General features: G+C 54.1%; 18 protein-coding genes. 4 read left to right on the forward strand and 14 right to left on the reverse strand.

Annotated elements, in window-relative coordinates:
- Positions 1–118 precede the first annotated feature (118 nt).
- Together uvrA and K5Y33_RS16535 are read left to right on the forward strand one after the other, a co-directional pair.
- Positions 119–2947: an excinuclease ABC subunit UvrA gene (gene uvrA / locus K5Y33_RS16530; protein WP_101763058.1), complete on the forward strand. Its 2829-nt coding sequence runs from the start codon at positions 119–121 to the stop codon at positions 2945–2947.
- A gap of 219 nt (positions 2948–3166) precedes the next feature.
- Positions 3167–4231, forward strand: a complete 1065-nt coding sequence (locus K5Y33_RS16535) for an NAD(P)-dependent alcohol dehydrogenase (RefSeq protein ID WP_110868156.1) — start codon at positions 3167–3169, stop codon at positions 4229–4231.
- A gap of 6 nt (positions 4232–4237) precedes the next feature.
- Here the strand turns inward: K5Y33_RS16535 and K5Y33_RS16540 are convergent, their stop codons facing one another.
- From K5Y33_RS16540 to dnaB, 7 genes are all read right to left on the reverse strand, one after another.
- Positions 4238–4588 (reverse strand): MmcQ/YjbR family DNA-binding protein, encoded by a 351-nt coding sequence (locus K5Y33_RS16540; protein ID WP_101763060.1) that lies wholly within the window; start codon positions 4586–4588, stop codon positions 4238–4240.
- A gap of 3 nt (positions 4589–4591) precedes the next feature.
- Positions 4592–5008: a secondary thiamine-phosphate synthase enzyme YjbQ gene (locus tag K5Y33_RS16545; RefSeq protein WP_061718371.1), complete on the reverse strand. Its 417-nt coding sequence runs from the start codon at positions 5006–5008 to the stop codon at positions 4592–4594.
- Between the two features lie 108 nt (positions 5009–5116).
- Complete coding sequence (locus K5Y33_RS16550) at positions 5117–6616, reverse strand: catalase (protein ID WP_222234619.1); 1500 nt, start codon at positions 6614–6616, stop codon at positions 5117–5119.
- Between the two features lie 219 nt (positions 6617–6835).
- Positions 6836–8029, reverse strand: coding sequence for an amino acid aminotransferase (locus tag K5Y33_RS16555; protein ID WP_101763128.1), 1194 nt, complete (start codon positions 8027–8029; stop codon positions 6836–6838).
- A gap of 48 nt (positions 8030–8077) precedes the next feature.
- Positions 8078–8692: a YitT family protein gene (locus K5Y33_RS16560; RefSeq protein WP_008109953.1), complete on the reverse strand. Its 615-nt coding sequence runs from the start codon at positions 8690–8692 to the stop codon at positions 8078–8080.
- A 228-nt stretch (positions 8693–8920) separates the two neighbouring features.
- Positions 8921–9412: an Lrp/AsnC family transcriptional regulator gene (locus K5Y33_RS16565; RefSeq protein ID WP_097095220.1), complete on the reverse strand. Its 492-nt coding sequence runs from the start codon at positions 9410–9412 to the stop codon at positions 8921–8923.
- A gap of 128 nt (positions 9413–9540) precedes the next feature.
- A complete protein-coding gene (gene dnaB / locus K5Y33_RS16570) occupies positions 9541–10947 on the reverse strand; it encodes a replicative DNA helicase (protein WP_101763062.1) in 1407 nt (468 codons plus the stop codon).
- A 73-nt stretch (positions 10948–11020) separates the two neighbouring features.
- On the opposite strand from dnaB, the gene K5Y33_RS16575 reads away from it, so the two are divergent.
- Entirely contained in the window at positions 11021–12004 is a 984-nt protein-coding gene (locus K5Y33_RS16575; protein WP_101763063.1) for a quinone oxidoreductase, read from the forward strand.
- A 195-nt stretch (positions 12005–12199) separates the two neighbouring features.
- Here the strand turns inward: K5Y33_RS16575 and pspG are convergent, their stop codons facing one another.
- From pspG to traF, 3 genes are all read right to left on the reverse strand, one after another.
- On the reverse strand, positions 12200–12466 hold the full coding sequence (pspG, locus tag K5Y33_RS16580) for an envelope stress response protein PspG (protein ID WP_222234567.1): 267 nt from the start codon (positions 12464–12466) through the stop codon (positions 12200–12202).
- Positions 12467–12700: 234 nt separating this feature from the next.
- Entirely contained in the window at positions 12701–13699 is a 999-nt protein-coding gene (gene dusA, locus K5Y33_RS16585; RefSeq protein WP_110868152.1) for a tRNA dihydrouridine(20/20a) synthase DusA, read from the reverse strand.
- 96 nt (positions 13700–13795) lie between these two features.
- Positions 13796–15046 carry a conjugal transfer protein TraF gene (gene traF, locus K5Y33_RS16590; protein WP_137384961.1) on the reverse strand — a complete coding sequence of 417 codons (1251 nt, stop codon included), beginning with the start codon at positions 15044–15046 and terminating at the stop codon, positions 13796–13798.
- A gap of 451 nt (positions 15047–15497) precedes the next feature.
- Between traF and zur the strand changes: the two genes are divergently transcribed.
- Complete coding sequence (gene zur, locus K5Y33_RS16595) at positions 15498–16016, forward strand: zinc uptake transcriptional repressor Zur (RefSeq protein ID WP_101763067.1); 519 nt, start codon at positions 15498–15500, stop codon at positions 16014–16016.
- Between the two features lie 75 nt (positions 16017–16091).
- On the opposite strand, the gene K5Y33_RS16600 is transcribed toward zur, so the two are convergent.
- From K5Y33_RS16600 to K5Y33_RS16615, 4 genes are all read right to left on the reverse strand, one after another.
- The gene (locus K5Y33_RS16600) at positions 16092–16304 is read right to left on the reverse strand and encodes a CsbD family protein (protein ID WP_110868149.1); all 213 of its coding nucleotides are present in this window, start codon (positions 16302–16304) and stop codon (positions 16092–16094) included.
- Between the two features lie 164 nt (positions 16305–16468).
- Entirely contained in the window at positions 16469–17791 is a 1323-nt protein-coding gene (gene dinF / locus K5Y33_RS16605) for an MATE family efflux transporter DinF (RefSeq protein WP_110868148.1), read from the reverse strand.
- 136 nt (positions 17792–17927) lie between these two features.
- Complete coding sequence (gene lexA / locus K5Y33_RS16610; RefSeq protein WP_008109941.1) at positions 17928–18542, reverse strand: transcriptional repressor LexA; 615 nt, start codon at positions 18540–18542, stop codon at positions 17928–17930.
- Between the two features lie 105 nt (positions 18543–18647).
- Complete coding sequence (locus K5Y33_RS16615) at positions 18648–19016, reverse strand: diacylglycerol kinase (protein ID WP_101763070.1); 369 nt, start codon at positions 19014–19016, stop codon at positions 18648–18650.
- Positions 19017–19086 lie beyond the last annotated feature (70 nt).

Consider the following 19086-nt stretch of genomic DNA (forward strand, 5'->3'; position numbering starts at 1 on the left):
GGACAGAATAGCAAAAACACTGGATATTTATTCAGTTTATTTTTTGTGCCATAATGGACCGTTTCTGCTGGTCGTGCTGGCAATGCATGGCGAGTGTTGTTCAATCCGGGAAAGGTGAATGGATAAGATCGAAGTCCGCGGTGCTCGCACCCATAATTTGAAGAACATCAACCTGATCATCCCTCGCGATAAGCTCATTGTGGTCACCGGTCTGTCAGGTTCCGGTAAGTCTTCGCTGGCGTTTGATACGCTGTATGCGGAAGGCCAGCGTCGCTATGTCGAGTCGCTTTCGGCCTATGCGCGCCAGTTTCTTTCATTAATGGAGAAACCGGACGTTGACCATATTGAAGGTCTTTCGCCCGCCATCTCCATTGAGCAGAAATCGACTTCGCATAACCCGCGTTCCACTGTCGGCACCATTACCGAAATTCACGACTACCTGCGCCTGCTGTTCGCGCGCGTGGGTGAACCGCGCTGTCCGGATCATGACGTTCCTCTGGCAGCGCAAACCGTGAGTCAGATGGTCGATCAGGTGCTGTCGCAGGAAGAAGGCCGTCGTCTGATGCTGCTGGCACCGGTGGTGAAAGATCGCAAAGGCGAACACACCAAAACGCTGGAAAACCTCGCTGCGCAGGGCTATATCCGTGCGCGTATTGATGGCGAAGTGTGCGATCTGTCGGATCCGCCGAAGCTGGAGTTACAGAAGAAGCACACCATCGAAGTGGTGATTGACCGCTTCCGCGTGCGCGAGGACCTGGCAACGCGTCTGGCCGAATCCTTTGAGACCACGCTGGAACTGAGCGGTGGCACGGCGATCGTCGCCGATATGGACGATACCAGCGCCGAAGAGATGCTGTTCTCGGCCAACTTTGCCTGCCCAATCTGTGGCTACAGCATGCGTGAACTCGAACCGCGCCTGTTCTCGTTCAACAATCCGGCTGGCGCCTGCCCAACCTGCGATGGCCTGGGCGTGCAGCAATATTTCGATCCCGATCGAGTGGTGCAGAACCCCGAGCTGTCGCTGGCCGGAGGCGCCATCCGCGGCTGGGATCGCCGTAACTTCTACTACTTCCAGATGCTGCGCTCGCTGGCAGAGCATCTGCAATTCGATGTCGAAGCTCCGTTTAACAGCCTAAGCGACAAAGCGCGCGAAGTGATTCTGTACGGTTCCGGCAAAGAGAATATCGAATTCAAATACATCAACGATCGCGGTGACACCTCAGTGCGCCGCCATCCGTTTGAAGGCGTGCTGCACAACATGGAGCGCCGTTATAAAGAGACGGAATCCAACGCGGTGCGCGAAGAGCTGGCGAAATTTATCAGCAACCGTGCCTGCGCCAGCTGTGAAGGTACGCGTCTGCGTCGTGAAGCGCGTCATGTTTTTGTTGAAGACACCAACCTGCCGACCATCTCAGAAATGAGCATCGGTCATGCGATGGATTTCTTCGCCAACATGAAGCTGAGCGGCCAGCGTGCGCAGATTGCGGAAAAAATCCTGAAGGAGATTGGCGATCGCCTGAGCTTCCTGGTGAACGTCGGCCTGAATTACCTGTCGATGTCACGCTCGGCGGAAACGCTCTCCGGCGGTGAAGCGCAGCGTATCCGTCTGGCCAGCCAGATTGGTGCCGGTTTGGTCGGCGTGATGTACGTGCTGGATGAACCCTCAATCGGCCTTCACCAGCGCGACAACGAACGCCTGCTTGGCACGCTGATTCACCTGCGCGATCTCGGTAACACGGTGATTGTGGTGGAGCACGATGAGGATGCGATTCGTGCCGCTGACCATGTGATCGATATCGGCCCAGGCGCGGGCGTGCACGGTGGTCAGGTGGTTGCCGAAGGTGATGTGCACGCGATCATGGCGAATGAAAATTCCCTGACCGGCCAGTTCCTTAGCGGCAAACGCGAGATTGCGATTCCCCAAGAGCGCGTCAAAGGCGATCCAGCCAAAGTGCTGAAACTCACCGGTGCGCGCGGTAACAACCTCAAAGATGTCACGCTGACGATTCCGGTCGGCTTATTTACCTGCATCACCGGCGTGTCCGGATCGGGTAAATCGACGCTGATCAACGATACGCTGTTCCCGATTGCGCAGCGCCAGCTCAACGGCGCGACCACCATCGAAGCCGCGCCTTATCGTGAGATCGCCGGTCTGGAACATTTCGATAAAGTGATCGATATCGATCAGAGCCCGATCGGTCGCACACCGCGTTCGAATCCCGCGACCTACACCGGCATTTTCACTCCGGTGCGTGAACTGTTCGCCGGCGTGCCGGAAGCGCGTTCACGCGGCTACAATCCGGGGCGCTTCAGCTTCAACGTGCGCGGCGGACGCTGCGAAGCCTGTCAGGGTGACGGCGTGATCAAGGTAGAGATGCACTTTCTGCCCGACATCTACGTGCCGTGCGACCAGTGCAAAGGCAAGCGCTATAACCGCGAAACGCTGGAGATTAAATACAAAGGCAAGAGCATCCACGAAGTGCTGGATATGACCATCGAAGAAGCCCGCGAATTTTTTGATGCGGTGCCGGCGCTGGCGCGTAAGCTGCAAACGCTGGTCGATGTCGGCCTGTCGTATATCCGTCTGGGCCAGTCAGCTACCACGCTTTCTGGTGGTGAAGCGCAGCGCGTCAAGCTGGCGCGTGAGCTGTCAAAACGCGGCACAGGCCAGACGCTCTATATCCTCGATGAGCCGACCACCGGCCTGCACTTTGCGGATATTCAGCAGTTACTGGAAGTGCTGCATCAGCTGCGCGATCAGGGCAACACCATCGTGGTGATTGAGCACAACCTCGACGTGGTGAAAACCGCAGACTGGATTGTCGATCTCGGCCCGGAAGGCGGCAGCGGCGGCGGTGAAATTCTGGTGTCCGGCACGCCAGAAACGGTGGCGGAGTGTGAAAAATCACACACGGCGCGTTTCCTTAAGCCAATGTTGAAGAAGTAAATTTCTCTCAGGCCCGCCATTGCGGGCCTGTTTTTTTCTGTCGGATTCCGCAACGAAATGCAGGAACAGGCAAGAATCAGACAACTTCAGGCATATACGCATTCCCCCCTGCTGACTATCCTTACAACGTTCCTTTTGGCGTCCCTTACGCCCTTTATCCCTTCAGTGTGCTGAACGGGATCCCGCATAGAAATCACGACACATCCTACTGGAGACACCATGAATATTACGCATGCCTATGCCGCACAGGACGCGAAAGCAAAACTCGCCCCGTTCGATTTTAAGCCACGCGAACTGCGCGCTCATGATGTGCAGATTGAAGTGTTGTACTGCGGCGTCTGCCACTCGGACCTGCATACCGCACGCAACGAATGGCGCAACACCATTTTTCCTGTGGTGCCTGGCCATGAGATTGTCGGTCGCGTGACGGCCGTTGGCGCTCACACCCACAACTACAAAGTGGGCGATTTGGTCGGTGTTGGTTGTATGGTTGATTCCTGCCGCAGCTGTCCAAGCTGTCAGGAAGGGCTGGAGCAGTATTGCGAAAATGGCTTCGTTGGCACCTATAACGGCGAAGACCGTGAAACCGGCGCAATCACTTACGGCGGTTACTCCACCAGCATGGTAGTAGATGAAAGCTTCGTGCTGCGCGTACCAGAAAATCTCGATCTGGCGGGCGTTGCGCCACTGCTGTGTGCCGGTATCACCACTTACTCACCGCTGCGCCACTGGAATGTCGGTCCGGGTAAAAAAGTCGGTATCGTCGGTTTGGGCGGCCTTGGTCACATGGGCGTGAAGCTAGCTCATGCGATGGGCGCACATGTGGTGCTGTTCACCACGTCACCGTCAAAAATTGAAGATGGTAAACGTCTGGGCGCTGATGAAGTGGTGATCTCGAAAGATGCCGACCAAATGGCCGCACACACCAACAGCTTCGACTTCATCCTGAACACCGTTGCAGCGCAGCACGATCTCAACCCGTTCATTGCCCTGCTGAAGCGTGATGGCAACATGACGCTGGTCGGCGCGCCGGAGCACGATCACCCGGCACCGCAGGTCTTTAACCTGATCTTGAAACGTCGCAGCATCGCCGGTTCACTGATTGGCGGCATCGCGGAAACCCAGGAAATGCTGGATTTCTGCGGCAAGCACGGTATCACTTCAGATATCGAACTGATCGCGATGAATCAAATCAACGAAGCCTACGAACGTATGCTGAAAAGCGACGTGAAATACCGCTTCGTGATTGATATCAATACTCTGCGCGAGGAATCTGCGGCTTAATTTGCCTCAGTGTTCATCATGGTTGACGCCCGCCGCGCGCGTGGCGTCAGCCTGTTGCCAGGAAGCATCCACCAGATAATAAATCTGCGAATCTTTTAGCGAACCATCCAGCCACAGCGTGCTCCAGTGCGACTTATTTAAATGTTCGCTGGGAAACACATCGTTGTGCTCCTCACGTAACAATTCCGCTAGCGCAGGCGTAGCTTTCAGCGACAAGGCCGGACGCCCTTTTACCTCATAAAGCATGGCAAACAGCACACCTTCACTTTTAATCTGCGTCGCCTGCCAGCACTCTTTAAAGCTTTGCTCCGCGCCCGGCTTGCTCATGCAGTACGTCAGTAAATCCGAAGTATTCATCTTTTATTCCCCTTGTAAGGTCGCCACGATACGCCGCGCACCGCCCTGCACCCGATGTTCACCCAACCAGATTCCCTGCCACGTACCTAACATCAGGCGACCGCGGTTGACCGGAATCAGCAGCGAAACGCCGAGTAGTGACGATTTGATGTGTGCCGGCATGTCGTCAGCCCCTTCGTAATCGTGCTGATAAGGCGCACTTTCTGGAACATGGCGTAAGAAATGCTGCTCCATATCGCTGCGCACGGTGGGATCGCAATTCTCATTGAGCGTTAACGACGCCGATGTATGTTGCAGCAGCAGATGCAGTTGGCCGACGCGCACATCGGATAAGCCATGAAGCTGGCCGACAATCTCGTCGGTGATCAGATGAAAGCCGCGCGCTTTGGCGCCAAGCGTAAGCGTTTGTTGATGCCACATGCCAGAATCCTAAAAGTAATTACACCGTTTAAGTGTGCAGCATGTCGGCGAAAGGTAAACCCTGAAGAGAGGAAAAAGCGGCAGAGCGTGAACTCTGCCGACTGAAGGTTAGTCGCTCAGCTTAGCGGCCATGGTTTTGATGCTGCCCACATCGTCTTTAGTAATTGCAGCCAGACGCTCGCCGTACTCTTTATCAGCCTTGTAGAAGTACGACAACATAATGGCGCGGCTCTGCACATCCACACCTTTCAGCGCGCCGCCCAGAGAATTGATCAGATCGGTTTTCTCTTTGTCATTGAAGGAACGATACAGATCGCCCGCCTGCTTAAAGTTCTGCGTTTTAGCAATCATCGCCTGCTGCGTGGTGCCGCTCAGCGGGCTGTGGCTGTATCGGGCGCTCTGCAGCTCTTCGCGTGGATAGACACGGCTTGGCTGATAGTTGACGCCATGATCGTCAGCCTTGCCGCTGTTCATTGCGCCGTCCTGATTACCGTTGCTCACCGGCACGCGCGGCGCGTTGACCGGCAACGTCAGGCCATTGGCGCCCAAACGGTGCATCTGGGTATCGGCGTAAGAGAACAAACGACCTTGCAGCAAGCGATCTTCCGATGGCTCAATGCCCGGAACCAGATTCGATGGCGCCATCGCCACCTGCTCGGTTTCCTGGAAGAAGTTATCCACGTTGCGGTTCAATTCCATCTGGCCGACTTTCACTTCTGCGATACCCGGCCAGATTTTGGTGGCGTCCAGCGGGTTGAAGTCGAATTTATCCAGATCGCTGGCTTTAATGGTTTGAATATAGAGATCCCATTTCGGGAAGTCTTTGTTGTTGATCGATGCCACTAAATCTTCGGTCATGTGGCTGAAGGTGCCGCTCTGAATAGCCGCCACTTCGCCCGGATCGAGATTTTTCTCGCCCTGCAGGGTTTTCCAGTGGAATTTCACGTAGTGCACTTCGCCTTTGGCGTTAACGAACTTATAGGCGTGCACGCTGTTGCCATCCATCTGGCGATAGTTTGCTGGCGTCCCCATGTTGGAGAACAGCATGGTCAGGCCGTGCGTGGCTTCCGGTACGTGAGAGAAGAAATCAAAGGTGCGCGCGTCGTTGCCAAGATTGGTGCGTGGATCAGGCTTAAAGGCATGCACCATGTCCGGGAATTTAATCGCGTCGCGGATGAAGAATACCGGCAGGTTGTTACCCACTAAATCCCAGTTGCCTTGGCTGGTGTAAAACTTGGTGGCAAAACCGCGCGGATCGCGCAGCGTTTCCGGTGAATGTTTGCTGTGCACCACGGATGAGAAGCGCACAAATACCGGCGTCACGCTGCCTGGTTTAAAGACTTCGGCAATGGTTAAGTCGCTGATATCTTTGCTGGCGCGGAACTCGCCGTGCGCGCCGGTACCGCGTGCATGTACCACGCGCTCTGGAATGCGTTCTCGGTCAAAGCGTTGCAGCTTTTGGATCAGCTGCACATCTTGCAGTAACACTGCGCCATTTTCGCCTGCGGTTTGTGAGTTCTGGTTATCGCCGACGGGTGCGCCGTTATCACGCGTCAGTTCGGTACTGTAAGCTGGAACGGTGAAGGCTAACGCAAGCGCAATAGCCATAGGTTTGAGTAAATAAGAACGGGTTGTCAGGGTCATGGGCATGCTTCCTTATACATAAAGATTCGCGATTAAGTTGTCGCGCTCGGCCATTTTTTGGCTGGAGAATCTTTACATTCAAGGAGTTAAGCCCTAACAAGACCAGTCTCGTTTATCCTTAACAAATAAGTTAAAAAAAACCGCCAGCCTGCGCCGACGGTTTTTTAATCATCGAATCCTGGCTTACATCACCGCAGCAAACGCCTCAGCAACCTGGTTGACGTTACGGCTGTTCAGGCCGGCAACGCACATGCGGCCGCTGGCGATCAGATACACGCCGAACTCATCACGCAGACGGTCAACCTGCTGCGCGCTCAAGCCGGTATAGCTGAACATGCCACGCTGTTTCAGCAGGTAATCAAAGTTTTGTCCCGGCAGTTTGGTACTCAATACTTCAACCAATGCCTGACGCATGTCGATGATGCGCAGACGCATCGCTTCGACTTCTGCCAGCCAATTGTTGAGCAGCGCTTCGTCGTTCAGTACGCAGGAAACCACCTGCGCACCGAAGTTTGGCGGGCTGGAGTAATTGCGGCGCACGGTGGCTTTCAGCTGGCCCAGCACACGAGCAGACTCTTCCGCGCTATCGCAGACAATAGACAGGCCGCCAACGCGCTCGCCGTATAGCGAGAAAATCTTGGAGAACGAGTTGCTAACCAGCGCAGGCAGACCCGCGGCCGCAATCGCGCGAATCGCATAAGCATCCGCTTCCATGCCCGCGCCAAAGCCCTGATAAGCGATATCGAGGAACGGAATCAGCTCCTGCGCTTTCAGTACTTCGGTGGTTTCATCCCACTGTGCGTTGGTGAGATCGGCGCCGGTTGGGTTATGGCAGCACGGGTGCAGCAGCACGATGGATTGCTTCGGCAAGGTTTTCAGTTTGGCGATGAACGCATCAAACTTCACGCCGTTGGTTTCCGCGTCATACCACGGATAGGTATTCACCTCGAAACCGGCACCGTTGAAGATCGCGACGTGGTTTTCCCACGTCGGATCACTCACCCACACGTTGGACGCCGGGAAGTAACGCTTAAGGAAATCAGCACCGACTTTCAGCGCGCCTGAGCCGCCCAACGTCTGGATGGACGCAATGCGGCCCGCTTGCAGCATCGGATGTTGTTTACCGAACAGCAGCGGTGCAATGGCGTTACGGTAAGCGTTCAGACCTTCCATCGGCAGATACAGCGACGCCTGATGCGGCTGCGCCTGCAGGCGCTCTTCTGCTGCGGCGACCGCCTGCAGCTGAGGAATGATGCCCGCTTCGTTGTAATAGAGACCAATGCTCAGGTTTACTTTGTTATCGCGCGGATCTTGTTTGAAGGTTTCCATCAACGACAGAATCGGATCGCCGGCATAGGCATCAACGTTTTGAAACACGGTGCAGATCTCCATGATTGGTCATAAATAAGAGGTAAAGATGCGTCATCAAACCATGTAACGGCCGGGACGATGATTCATTGCGATGATGAGATTGAGGATCACCGCGCCCGCGATTGAAGCAAACAGCATCGGTAACGACACCACAAACAGCGACGCTAATACCACGCAAGTGTCGACCGCCATTTGCAGTTTTCCGGCACGCAGACCGATGCGGTCCTGCAGCCAGAGCGCCAAAATATTAATACCGCCGAGGCTGGCTTTGTGGCGGAACAACACTATAAACCCAATGCCCATCACCACGTTACCGAACAGTGTCGCATAAAACGGATTTAGCGCAGAAAAATGCACAAACAGTGGATGCAGATGGGTGAACAGCGACACCAGGCCAACCGCGCAGAAGGTTTTCAGGGTAAATTCCCAGCCCATGCGCCGCACGGCCAGCCAGTAAAATGGCAGGTTGATCAGGAAGAAGGCGCTACCGAAGGAGAGCGGTGACAAATAGCTGATTAAGAAGGCAATACCGGCAGAACTGCCGGTGAGTGCACCCGCCTGTTTCAGCATAATGACGCCGAAAGAGACCATTAGCGTGCCGAGGACTATCGCCAGCGCATCTTCAATCAGCGAATGGGGAACTTTAGTGGGTTGAACAACGTTATCCATGGGTTAATCTCATTGCAAATGATGCGGTTCAAATGCAAAAAACGCACCACATCGGCGGCGTATGCTCGCCGCCGATGGGTGCCAGTGATTATCCAATTGATAACTAAGGCGCTTTATTGCAGGTTTTTGTGCATCAGTTGCGACTTAAACCATCAACCCATGCACAAATCTGTTTTCTGGTGCGCGTTTTTTGCATTATTAAGGCAATAATTGCACCAGATTAGCACGTCACGCACTTTTTTGGCGCGTTTTGTGCTGCGGGATGATCATCAAACCGTTCTCTTTCAAACGGCTCAATACCACGGAAGTTTTCACGTGCGCCACGCTTTGATGGCCAGCCACTAACTGGCTGATCAGCGCGCTCAGTGAAGCCAGATCGGCTACCGCCACTTTCAGCAGATAATCGGCATCGCCGGTGGTTTTGAACGCATCAACAATCGCGGCTTCTTCTTCCACCATGCGATGGAAACTCTCTTCATAATCCGGCGTATGGTTTTTCAATCGCACTTCAATCAATCCCACCATGCCAAGGCCCACCGCGTCGGGCGAGAGGCGTGCGTGATAGCCGAGAATGAGATTGGCCTGCTCAAGATTGATGCGGCGGCGTGAACATTGCGACGCCGAAAGTCCGACTAAATCACTGAGTTCCTGGTTGGTGAGGCGTCCGTTAGATTGTAATAATGTCAATATCTTAAGGTCGTGATCGTCTACCTGAGTCATTCTGTTTCCACAGCGTAATAAGGGGCGCTTTGCTACAGATAACCTGATTAAAGCCGGGGTTGTCCAACACTATTTTCTGATGACGTGAAATGCATGCACAAAACGTGCATGCATCCGGTTTGGAAGGGTTATTCGTCGTCGTATTGCGGGCCAGCATAGTTATCAAAGCGCGACCACTGGCCATTAAAGGTCAAGCGTACCGTACCGATCGGGCCGTTACGCTGCTTACCCAGGATGATCTCGGCGATGCCTTTGAGATCGCTGTTTTCGTGATACACCTCGTCACGGTAGATAAACATGATCAAGTCGGCATCCTGCTCGATCGAGCCTGATTCACGCAGATCCGAGTTCACCGGACGCTTATCCGCACGTTGTTCCAGTGAGCGGTTCAGCTGCGACAGCGCCACCACCGGCACATTCAGCTCTTTCGCCAGCGCTTTGAGCGAGCGCGAGATCTCGGCGATCTCCAGCGTACGGTTGTCCGACAGCGCAGGCACGCGCATCAGCTGCAGGTAGTCGATCATGATCAGGCTCAACCCGCCGTTTTCACGGAAGATGCGGCGCGCGCGTGAGCGCACTTCGGTGGGCGTCAGGCCAGAAGAGTCATCGATAAACATGTTCTTCTTCTCAAGCAAAATCCCCATAGTGGCGGAAATGCGCGCCCAATCTTCATCTTCCAGCTGACCGGTACGAATGCGCGTCTGATCCACGCGCGACAGCGACGCCAGCATACGCATCATCAGCTGCTCGCTGGGCATCTCCAGGCTGAAAATCAACACCGGCTTGTCCTGCAACATCGCGGCGTTTTCGCACAAATTCATGGCGAAGGTGGTTTTACCCATCGAAGGACGCGCCGCGACGATGATCAGATCCGAGCCCTGTAAACCGGCGGTTTTTTTGTTCAAATCCTGATAGCCGGTATCGACGCCGGTGACGCCGTCGTGCGGCGTTGAGACCAGCGACTCAATGCGCGATACCGTGGCTTCCAGAATCTGCTCGATATTCTGCGGGCCCTGATCTTTATTAGCGCGCTGTTCAGCAATTTTGAAAACATTCGATTCAGCAAAGTCGAGCAGATCTTCACTGCTCCGTCCTTGCGGATCGTAACCGGCATCGGCGATTTGGTTCGCCACAGAAATCATTTCGCGCACTACCGCACGTTCACGCACGATATCGGCATAAGCACCAATGTTCGCGGCACTTGGCGTATTTTTTGCCAGTTCGGCCAGATAGGCGAAGCCGCCGGCCATCTCTAATTCACCCAGCGTTTCCAGCGATTCAGAGAGCGTAATCAGGTCGATCGGTTGGCCAGCTTCCAGCAAACGCTGCATTTCCGTGAAAATCAGACGGTGCGAGCGGTTGAAGAAATCACTGGCGACGACGCGTTCAGAAACGTTGTCCCAGCGCTGGTTATCCAGCATCAACCCACCGAGCACCGACTGCTCCGCTTCTATGGAATGCGGCGGCATTTTCACGCCTTCCAGCTGCCGATCGCGGGGTTCGTTCGATTTGTTGGTGGGTTTATTTCCTGCCATAGTGAATGCATTACCGATCGTGAAAGGGACGCGCAAGTATACCGTCCCAGGATGAACAATCACAGGAGTCAGAATGGCAAAGCGTATTCAGTTCAACCAACACGGCGGCCCAGATGTACTGCAATGGGTCGATTTCGAACTGGCCGATCCCGCCGAACATGAAGTGCAGGTGGAAAACAAGGCGATTGGCATTAACTACATTGATACCTACGTGCGCAGCGGCTTGTATCCGCAAAGCAGCTTCCCTTCCGGCCTGGGTACCGAAGCCGCCGGCGTGGTGAAGCGCGTCGGATCGGCGGTGACGCGGTTTAAGGCGGGCGATCGCGTGGTCTATTGCCAGGCCGCGCTGGGCGCCTACAGCGAAGTGCACAATGTGGCGGAAGATCGTCTGGTGATCCTGCCGGACAGCATCTCCTTTGAGCAAGGTGCGGCCTCTTTCCTCAAAGGTTTAACCGTGCAGTATCTGCTGCGCCAAACCTATAAAGTGAAAGCTGATGAAATCTTCCTGTTCCACGCCGCTGCGGGTGGCGTGGGATTGATCGCCTGCCAATGGGCCAAAGCGCTCGGCGCACATCTGATTGGCACGGTGGGTTCGGCTGAGAAAGCGAAGATAGCTAAAGATGCCGGTGCCTGGGCGACAATTAACTATCGTGAAGAGAATATCGCGAAGCGCGTCAGCGAGTTGACCCATGGCGAGAAAGTGGCCGTGGTGTATGACTCGGTGGGAAAAGATACCTGGGAACCATCGCTGGATAGCCTGCGTCGCCACGGATTAATGGTCAGCTTTGGTAATGCGTCGGGTCCGGTTACCGGCATTGATCTCGGCATTCTCAACAAGAAAGGCTCACTGTTCGTCACCCGACCTTCGCTGTTCGGTTACATCACCAACCGTGAAGAACTGGATGCCGCCAGCAATGAGTTGTTCTCATTGATCGCCAGCCGCGCGATTCAGCTTAACGTGCCCGAGCAGCAGAAATTTGCCTTGAGTGACGCGGTGCGCGCGCATCAGGTGCTGGAGAGTCGCGCGACTCAGGGTTCCAGCCTGCTGATTCCCTGATCGCTAAATGCAAACGGGGCTTCCCGTAGGAAGCCCCTTTTTTTCTTTCTTTTTATAGTTCGCGCTGGTGTAGGGACAGCGGCGATGAATTCGTTTGAAACAACGCCAATCATCCTGACAGAAAACATAAGTAAAAAATATGTTTAAATGCGGAATAATGCTAAGCAATATCCGAGTCTGTGATCGTCACCGCAATTAGCGCCAGTCCCTTCTATCTAAGTCGCTGATTTTTCTTTTCAGCCTGCGCAATTTTGCCTCACCTGAAGGCGTGGTAAATGCCCGATAAAGCCAGACAACGACAACCGCCAATACCAGCCATGGCAACACTTTAATAACAATTGCCAGCAATCCGCCAAAGAACATCAAAGCGGTCGCCACCACCAATGCTGCAATAACGCCCAGCAACGAAACGCCGGTGAACAGCAGCATCAGAAAAAAGCCGATAACAAATAGAATTTCCACTAAGGCTCTCCTGTGTAAGTAACATCAGGAACATTACAAGATACGTGCCAGGTTATAAAAATAGCTAACTGCTTGAAAGCAATGGACAAGAGTTGAATGAAGAAATAATGAGGTGATGAAAAAAACTAATTCTCGGCGTAGAAATAACCATCTATAAAATTATGGTACTGGCTTTACGGTGCGCATGAAGGCGCACCGTATCAAACCGGAAGGTTCCGGCATGCTAAACAGTGATTACATCACTTCCTGTGGGATCTTATCCGCTACCAGCGCTAACGCCGCTTCCAGCACGCGCACATCGGCGCCGGGTTTGTGGGCGTTTTCACTTAAATAGCGACGCCACTGGCGCGCACCCGGAATGCCCTGGAACAGGCCAAGCATATGGCGCGTCACATGGCCGAGGTACATGCCTTTGGATAGTTCAGCTTCAATGTAAGGATACATCGAGCGCACCACCGCTACCGGATCGACGCGCGGCGTATCGCGACCAAACAGCTCGCGGTCAACCTGCGCCAGAATCCCCGGATTCTGATAGGCTTCGCGCCCCATCATCACGCCATCCATATGCTGCAGATGCAGTTTGGCCTCTTCCAGCGTTTTGATGCCGCCATTAATCGCCATGGTCAGCGCCGGGAAATCGCGCTTCAGCTGGTAAACGCGGGGATAATCGAGCGGCGGAATCTCGCGATTCTCTTTCGGACTTAAACCCGATAGCCACGCTTTGCGCGCGTGGATAATAAAAGTATCGCAGCCGCCCTGTTGCGCCACGGTGCCAATAAAATCACACAGGAATTCGTAGCTGTCCTGCTCATCAATACCGATGCGGGTTTTAACCGTCACCGGAATGCTCACCACATCACGCATCGCTTTAATGCAGTCGGCAACCAGCGCCGCATCGCCCATCAGGCAGGCGCCAAAACGGCCGTTCTGGACGCGATCGGATGGACAACCCACGTTGAGGTTGATCTCATCGTAGCCACGCTCTTCTGCCAGCTTAGCGCACTGCGCCAGCGCGGCGGGATCGCTGCCACCCAGCTGCAGCGCCAGCGGATGCTCTTCCTCGCTGTAGGCCAGATAGTCGCCTTTACCGTGAATGATCGCGCCGGTCGTAACCATTTCGGTGTACAGCAGCGTATCACCGCTCAGCTTACGGTGAAAATAACGACAGTGACGATCGGTCCAGTCGAGCATTGGGGCGATGGAAAAACGTTGCGAGGAGAAAGTATCGGTCATGAAACGCAGTAAATCCGCAGTAAGTAAGTGATGAGAAACTGCGCAATCATATCACAGCAAAACGAGCGGCACAGCCGCCCGTTATCAGACGGGTAATTAGAAGTTGAATCCGAGCTGCAGCATGGCACCTACGGTGTTGTCTTTACCTACAGAACCGGCCAGGTCCAGATGGACAGCATTGTTGAACGGTGACACCCCCAAACCGGCGGTGAACACGTCAGTATCGGTCGACTTCAGATCGGCGCGATAGCCGGCACGCAGCGCCAGCCAATCCAGCACACGATATTCCGCACCTACGCCAGCATATTGGCTGGTGTCTTCCGACTTGAAGCGCTTGGTTTCAGTCAGATCAACATCCCCCGCCAGCGTGAATGGCCCGTTATTCCAGGAAAGCCCTGTAGTGACCAGCGGACGAATTTGATAAGTATCGCGGTAACCGTTCACCTCTTTGGTATCGAGATCGCGCGAGATCAGGTTTTGTCCGGTCACGCCAAAGGTCCAGTTCTCACCGAAATCTGTTGCGACACCTGCATCCATGTTGAAACCGGTATCGCTGCTGCGGTAGCGGCTGCTGTTGATGTCGCTCTTGTCGTAGTTGTAGATACTCGCGGTGTAGTTATACAGCCAGGTTTTCTGCAGCTTTGGCGTCACGCCGACAGAAACCGGATGGCCGGCAATCGAGAACTCATGCGCGACTGACACACCATAATCGGTGACTAATGCCGCCAGGCCATTGGCACTGGAGCGTAAGTTATTTTCATCACCCGGCACAGGCACTCTCGTGCCATTGGCAACCGCGCGCAGGTAGGCAATATCGCTATCTGCCACGTTGGCGCGCACAATCGCAGTGCCGTAAGCCTTGGTGATAAAGGCAAAAGGTAAGGTTTCATTCGGAACGGTGACGGCCACGGCCACGCCGGCTGTTGCGTGAGCTTTATTACCACGCAGGTCGCTGAGCTGGTTAGCCATATCGCCCGCGGCGGCCTTCAGCTGCGGGTAACCATTGAGGTAATCCTGAAAGGTCAGGTTATCGATCACGTCCTGATAACGATCAACGGTATCGGTAATGTCGTCAACGCGATCGATCAATTTGTCTTTATCGGTAACCTGTGCGCCGGCTGATGGAAGAATGATGCTGACGTTATCTTCAGGCTGCGCCTTGGTCATCAATGCTGGGTTAGCCAGCACCGCTGAACTCCAGGTGGAAGAGGCTACGCCGGTACCGCCCATTGCGTCGTTACGCGCGTCGTACCATGTACCTGCTGCCAGAGCTGAGGAAGAGAGAAATACTGCATTCAAACCAACAAGATAAGCTACTTTTTTGTGCCTGAATAATGTCTTCGCCATGAGCCTGCCATCACCTTTGAAATGTCGCTGAATCACTCACCGACTGAAAGTTTAGTTAGCCGCTATTCTGAACCCTGGCTAACGCTTCATTGCTGTGAATTAAAAGGAAATAGCACTGCTATTCGCAGAATTGGACGCTTCCACGCCATTCCGCTGTGTTTTTATGCAGAAAAATTAACAGTGAGTAAATTGAGACCAGAAATTACTTAAGACCTTTTGAACCATAGCCGCTAACCCGGTGAGTTGCAAAGCAAAATCCGTGCAGACGTTGCGCTGCCTGGCCGGACGCATTTTACAGACATAAGGGTTGCAGCAATATTGACGGAAAAATGGCGAAGTTAATCTATTGATTGGGGAGAATTTTCTTAGGGATTTTAAGGACAATAAGCAATCACAGCAGCGTAAAAATTTGTGTGATAAAATAACATCACCTGCAACCCGGAGAATGCTTATGTCAAACCTCACGCCAGAACAACTTCTTACCCAGGCTGAATCACTTTGCCTTGATCGCGGCGTGCGCCTGACCACTCAACGCGCCGAAGTGTTGCGCTTAATGGCAGAGCAGAACGGTTCGATAAGCGCTTACGATTTGCTGGATCAACTGCGTGTCAGTGAACCGCAAGCAAAACCGCCCACCATCTATCGCGCGCTGGATTTCCTGCTGGAACAGGGATTTATTCATCGCGTAGAGTCAAATAACAGTTACGTGGTTTGCCATCATTTTGATGAGCCAGCACATACTTCTGTGATGTTGGTGTGTGACGGTTGTGCGGCAGTTAGCGAAAAACATGCTCATGGCGTGGAAAAAACCATCGCTGCATTAGCGGATCAGGCGGGATTTTCTCTGCGACATACCGTGATTGAGGCACATGGCCTGTGTGAAAATTGCGCAGAAGTGGCGGCTTGTACGCACCATGAAAGCTGCGAGCATGACCATCAGGTCGAGGGTAAAAAGCGGGTAAGAAAATAGGGAGGCACATCCCTGTGCCGGGCCAATCACTACGCTAAATGATTGGCGGGTAGGAGCATCATCCGTGAAGTGAGATTACCAGCGGTAATCTTTGTTGGTTGTTTCCCAGTCTTTCACTTCTTTCTCGGCCTGGTCTTTACCATAACCGTAGCGTTCCTGGATTTTACCAACCAGCTGATCGCGTTTACCTTCGATCACAGTGAAGTCGTCATCGGTCAGCTTGCCCCACTTCTCTTTAAACTTGCCTTTGAACTGCTTCCAGTTTCCGCTCGCTTCGTCTTTGTTCATAATATTCCTCCACTACATCCTGAGTGAGATAGATATATTGCCTGCTTAGCTGGCGATATACCCAGACAACGCGCTACTCATATGCGCCGTATGAGGTAATTGTAGTAGCCGCTTCGCAGTTTGCAGGGAAATACAGATTAATCTGTAGGTTACGCTTCGCTTATTCAGGCGTTAAACCAGCTATCGCGCCGCCAGTGACCACGCCAAATGAGCCACAGCGTGAGTCCGCGTAACGCGAGGAATACCGTCACCGCCAGCCATAAACCGTGATTACCGAGCCACGGCAGCGTGAGCAGCGAGACACCGTAGCCGATCGCCGCCATCACCATGCTGTTGCGCATCTCACGCCCGCGCGTCGCGCCGATAAACATGCCGTCCAGCAGATAGCACCAGACGCCAACCAGCGGCAGAATCACTTGCCAAATCAGATAGCGGTCGGCCATCTCTCGTAGCGCTTCCAGTGACGTCAGCATCGCCACAATCTCCGGACCGGTGAATGCATAAATCAGCGCAAAGATCGCGGCGACGAAGCATGCCTGGCGACAAGCCGCATGCCAAATCAGCAATAGTCGGCTGCGATCTTTGGCCCCAACCGCTTCACCCGAACAGGCTTCAACCGCGTAGGCAAATCCATCAAGCGCGTATGCGGTGAAAGTGAGGAACATCAGAAGCACCGCATTGACTGCCACTACATCCGGCCCAATGCGTGCGCCAAGGATGGTGAGCGACGCGAAGCAGATTTGCAGCATCAAAGACCGCAGCATAATGTCGCGATTGAGGCGGAATAGCCGCGCCGCATCGCCGCGCCAGCTGCTTTTGAGTAAAGCAAAATGGATACCGCGCATCTTTAGCACCCGCGCCACCATCCACAAACCCACGCCCAGCGTGACATATTCTGCCAGCGCGGTAGCCGCCGCCGCTCCGGCGACACCCCAATGCAGTTTGAGCACGAACAGCAGATCCAGCAGGATATTCACCAGGTTGCCGATGATTAGCAGCACCATCGGTGCCCGCGCATACTGCACGCCCAGCAGCCAGCCAAGAATCACCAAATTGGCCAAGGTTGCGGGCGCACTTAGCCAGCGAATCTCAATAAATATTTTCGCCTGTTGCTGCACTTCCGGGCTGCCACCCATTAACGCTGCCGCCAGGCTGCTGACCGGCGTTCGCAGCACCATAAACAGCGCACCAAAAACCAGCGCAATCAGTAGCGGCTGTGTTAAGGCGCGCGCCAGCGCCGTTTTGTCATTGGCGCCAAATGCCTGAGCGGTGAGTCCGGTGGTGCTCATGCGCAGGAACAGCAGGAGCATAAAGATGAAGCTGGTGGCGGTTGTGCCCACGGCGACGCCACCGAGGTAGATCGGGCTATCGAGATGACCAATAACGGCGGTATCCACTACACCCAGTAATGGGACGGTGATATTTGACAGGATCATCGGCAGCGCTAGCCGCCAGAGCGTTTTATCTGAAGAGGAAAACAGCTGCATTAGCCCATTCCGTTGTGTGCGGTAATCAGCGTAATGGCGCCAGAATGAGCCGCAGAAAGAGTCACAGAGAAGTAAAACAGCAGACTGCGGTCAGCGCAAACACGCACCGCCGCAGTTAAAGTGGATCAGAAACTGATCAGAGCCACTCGCCGTTGCGCACAATCCCGACAGCTAAACCTTCAACGGTTAGCGACTGCTCACGGGTATCCACGACAATCGGCTGAAAATCGGTGTTTTCCGGCAGCAGATGGACAATCGCACCCTGCTTTTTCCAGCGTTTCACTGTGACTTCATCATCAATGCGCGCCACGACAACCTGGCCGTTACGCACTTCCTGCGTTTTGTGTACCGCTAACAGATCGCCATCCATAATGCCGATATCTTTCATCGACATACCGCTCACGCGCAGCAGGAAATCGGCGCTCGGTTTAAAGAGGTTAGCATCCACCTGATAGTGGGCTTCGATGTGTTCTTGTGCCAGCAAAGGTTCACCGGCAGCGACGCGGCCAATCAGCGGCAGCCCTTCGCTCGGTTCTTCTTCCATCAGCAAACGAATTCCGCGCGATGCGCCGGAAACAATTTCAATTACGCCTTTACGCGCCAGCGCTTTCAGATGCTCTTCGGCAGCATTGGGCGAGCGGAAACCCAGTTGCGCAGCAATTTCCGCACGCGTTGGCGGCATGCCCGTCTGGTTAATATGGTCGCGAATCAGGTCATAGACCTGTTGCTGCCGTGCAGTTAACGCTTTCATCCCGCCCCCTGGTTGTTTATACAGTCGCTGTGAGTATATACAGGTATTCGCGAAATGAAAACCGTAACAGAGGGAAAAATCAGCGGTTTGATGAATCTGGAATCCCTATCTCAAATGCGTCCAGAGCAGCGCGATCCAGACGAACAGAGCCAGTAAGATAGTCAGCAATACGGCAGCCGATCCCATATCTTTAGCGCGGCCCGCGAGCGGATGTTGCTCCTGCCCGATGCGGTCGACCACCGCTTCGATAGCGCTATTAAGGATCTCAACGATGATAACCAGCACTACCGAGCCAATCATCAGGATGCGGGAAAGGGTATCTACATCCAGCCAGCAAGCCACGAGAATGGCCACCAGCGCGGCAATGGCTTCCTGCCGAAAAGCGGCTTCGTGCTGCCATGCGGCACGCAGGCCCTGCCAGGAATAACCGGCGGCTTTCACTATTCTTACTAAACCGGTGACGTTATTTGCCATGTCTATGGAACCCTTGAACTATTTTGACGTCAATGTGTGGGCAGTATGAGGCGGCAGAGCCACAGACCTT

Origin of the sequence: Pantoea sp. DY-17 (genome assembly GCF_019795975.1) — a bacterium.
Lineage (GTDB): Bacteria > Pseudomonadota > Gammaproteobacteria > Enterobacterales > Enterobacteriaceae > Pantoea > Pantoea leporis.

Coding starts and splice junctions, on each gene's coding strand:
- lexA (WP_008109941.1), bottom strand. CDS start 18,542: ATGAAAGCGTTAACTGCACGGCAGCAACAGGTCTATGACCTGATTCGC.
- K5Y33_RS16615 (WP_101763070.1), bottom strand. CDS start 19,016: ATGGCAAATAACGTCACCGGTTTAGTAAGAATAGTGAAAGCCGCCGGT.
- K5Y33_RS16560 (WP_008109953.1), bottom strand. CDS start 8,692: ATGGATAACGTTGTTCAACCCACTAAAGTTCCCCATTCGCTGATTGAA.
- dinF (WP_110868148.1), bottom strand. CDS start 17,791: ATGCAGCTGTTTTCCTCTTCAGATAAAACGCTCTGGCGGCTAGCGCTG.
- K5Y33_RS16575 (WP_101763063.1), top strand. CDS start 11,021: ATGGCAAAGCGTATTCAGTTCAACCAACACGGCGGCCCAGATGTACTG.
- uvrA (WP_101763058.1), top strand. CDS start 119: ATGGATAAGATCGAAGTCCGCGGTGCTCGCACCCATAATTTGAAGAAC.
- zur (WP_101763067.1), top strand. CDS start 15,498: ATGTCAAACCTCACGCCAGAACAACTTCTTACCCAGGCTGAATCACTT.
- dnaB (WP_101763062.1), bottom strand. CDS start 10,947: ATGGCAGGAAATAAACCCACCAACAAATCGAACGAACCCCGCGATCGG.
- K5Y33_RS16550 (WP_222234619.1), bottom strand. CDS start 6,616: ATGGCTATTGCGCTTGCGTTAGCCTTCACCGTTCCAGCTTACAGTACC.
- K5Y33_RS16535 (WP_110868156.1), top strand. CDS start 3,167: ATGAATATTACGCATGCCTATGCCGCACAGGACGCGAAAGCAAAACTC.
- K5Y33_RS16565 (WP_097095220.1), bottom strand. CDS start 9,412: ATGACTCAGGTAGACGATCACGACCTTAAGATATTGACATTATTACAA.
- K5Y33_RS16545 (WP_061718371.1), bottom strand. CDS start 5,008: ATGTGGCATCAACAAACGCTTACGCTTGGCGCCAAAGCGCGCGGCTTT.
- K5Y33_RS16540 (WP_101763060.1), bottom strand. CDS start 4,588: ATGAATACTTCGGATTTACTGACGTACTGCATGAGCAAGCCGGGCGCG.
- traF (WP_137384961.1), bottom strand. CDS start 15,046: ATGGCGAAGACATTATTCAGGCACAAAAAAGTAGCTTATCTTGTTGGT.
- dusA (WP_110868152.1), bottom strand. CDS start 13,699: ATGACCGATACTTTCTCCTCGCAACGTTTTTCCATCGCCCCAATGCTC.
- K5Y33_RS16600 (WP_110868149.1), bottom strand. CDS start 16,304: ATGAACAAAGACGAAGCGAGCGGAAACTGGAAGCAGTTCAAAGGCAAG.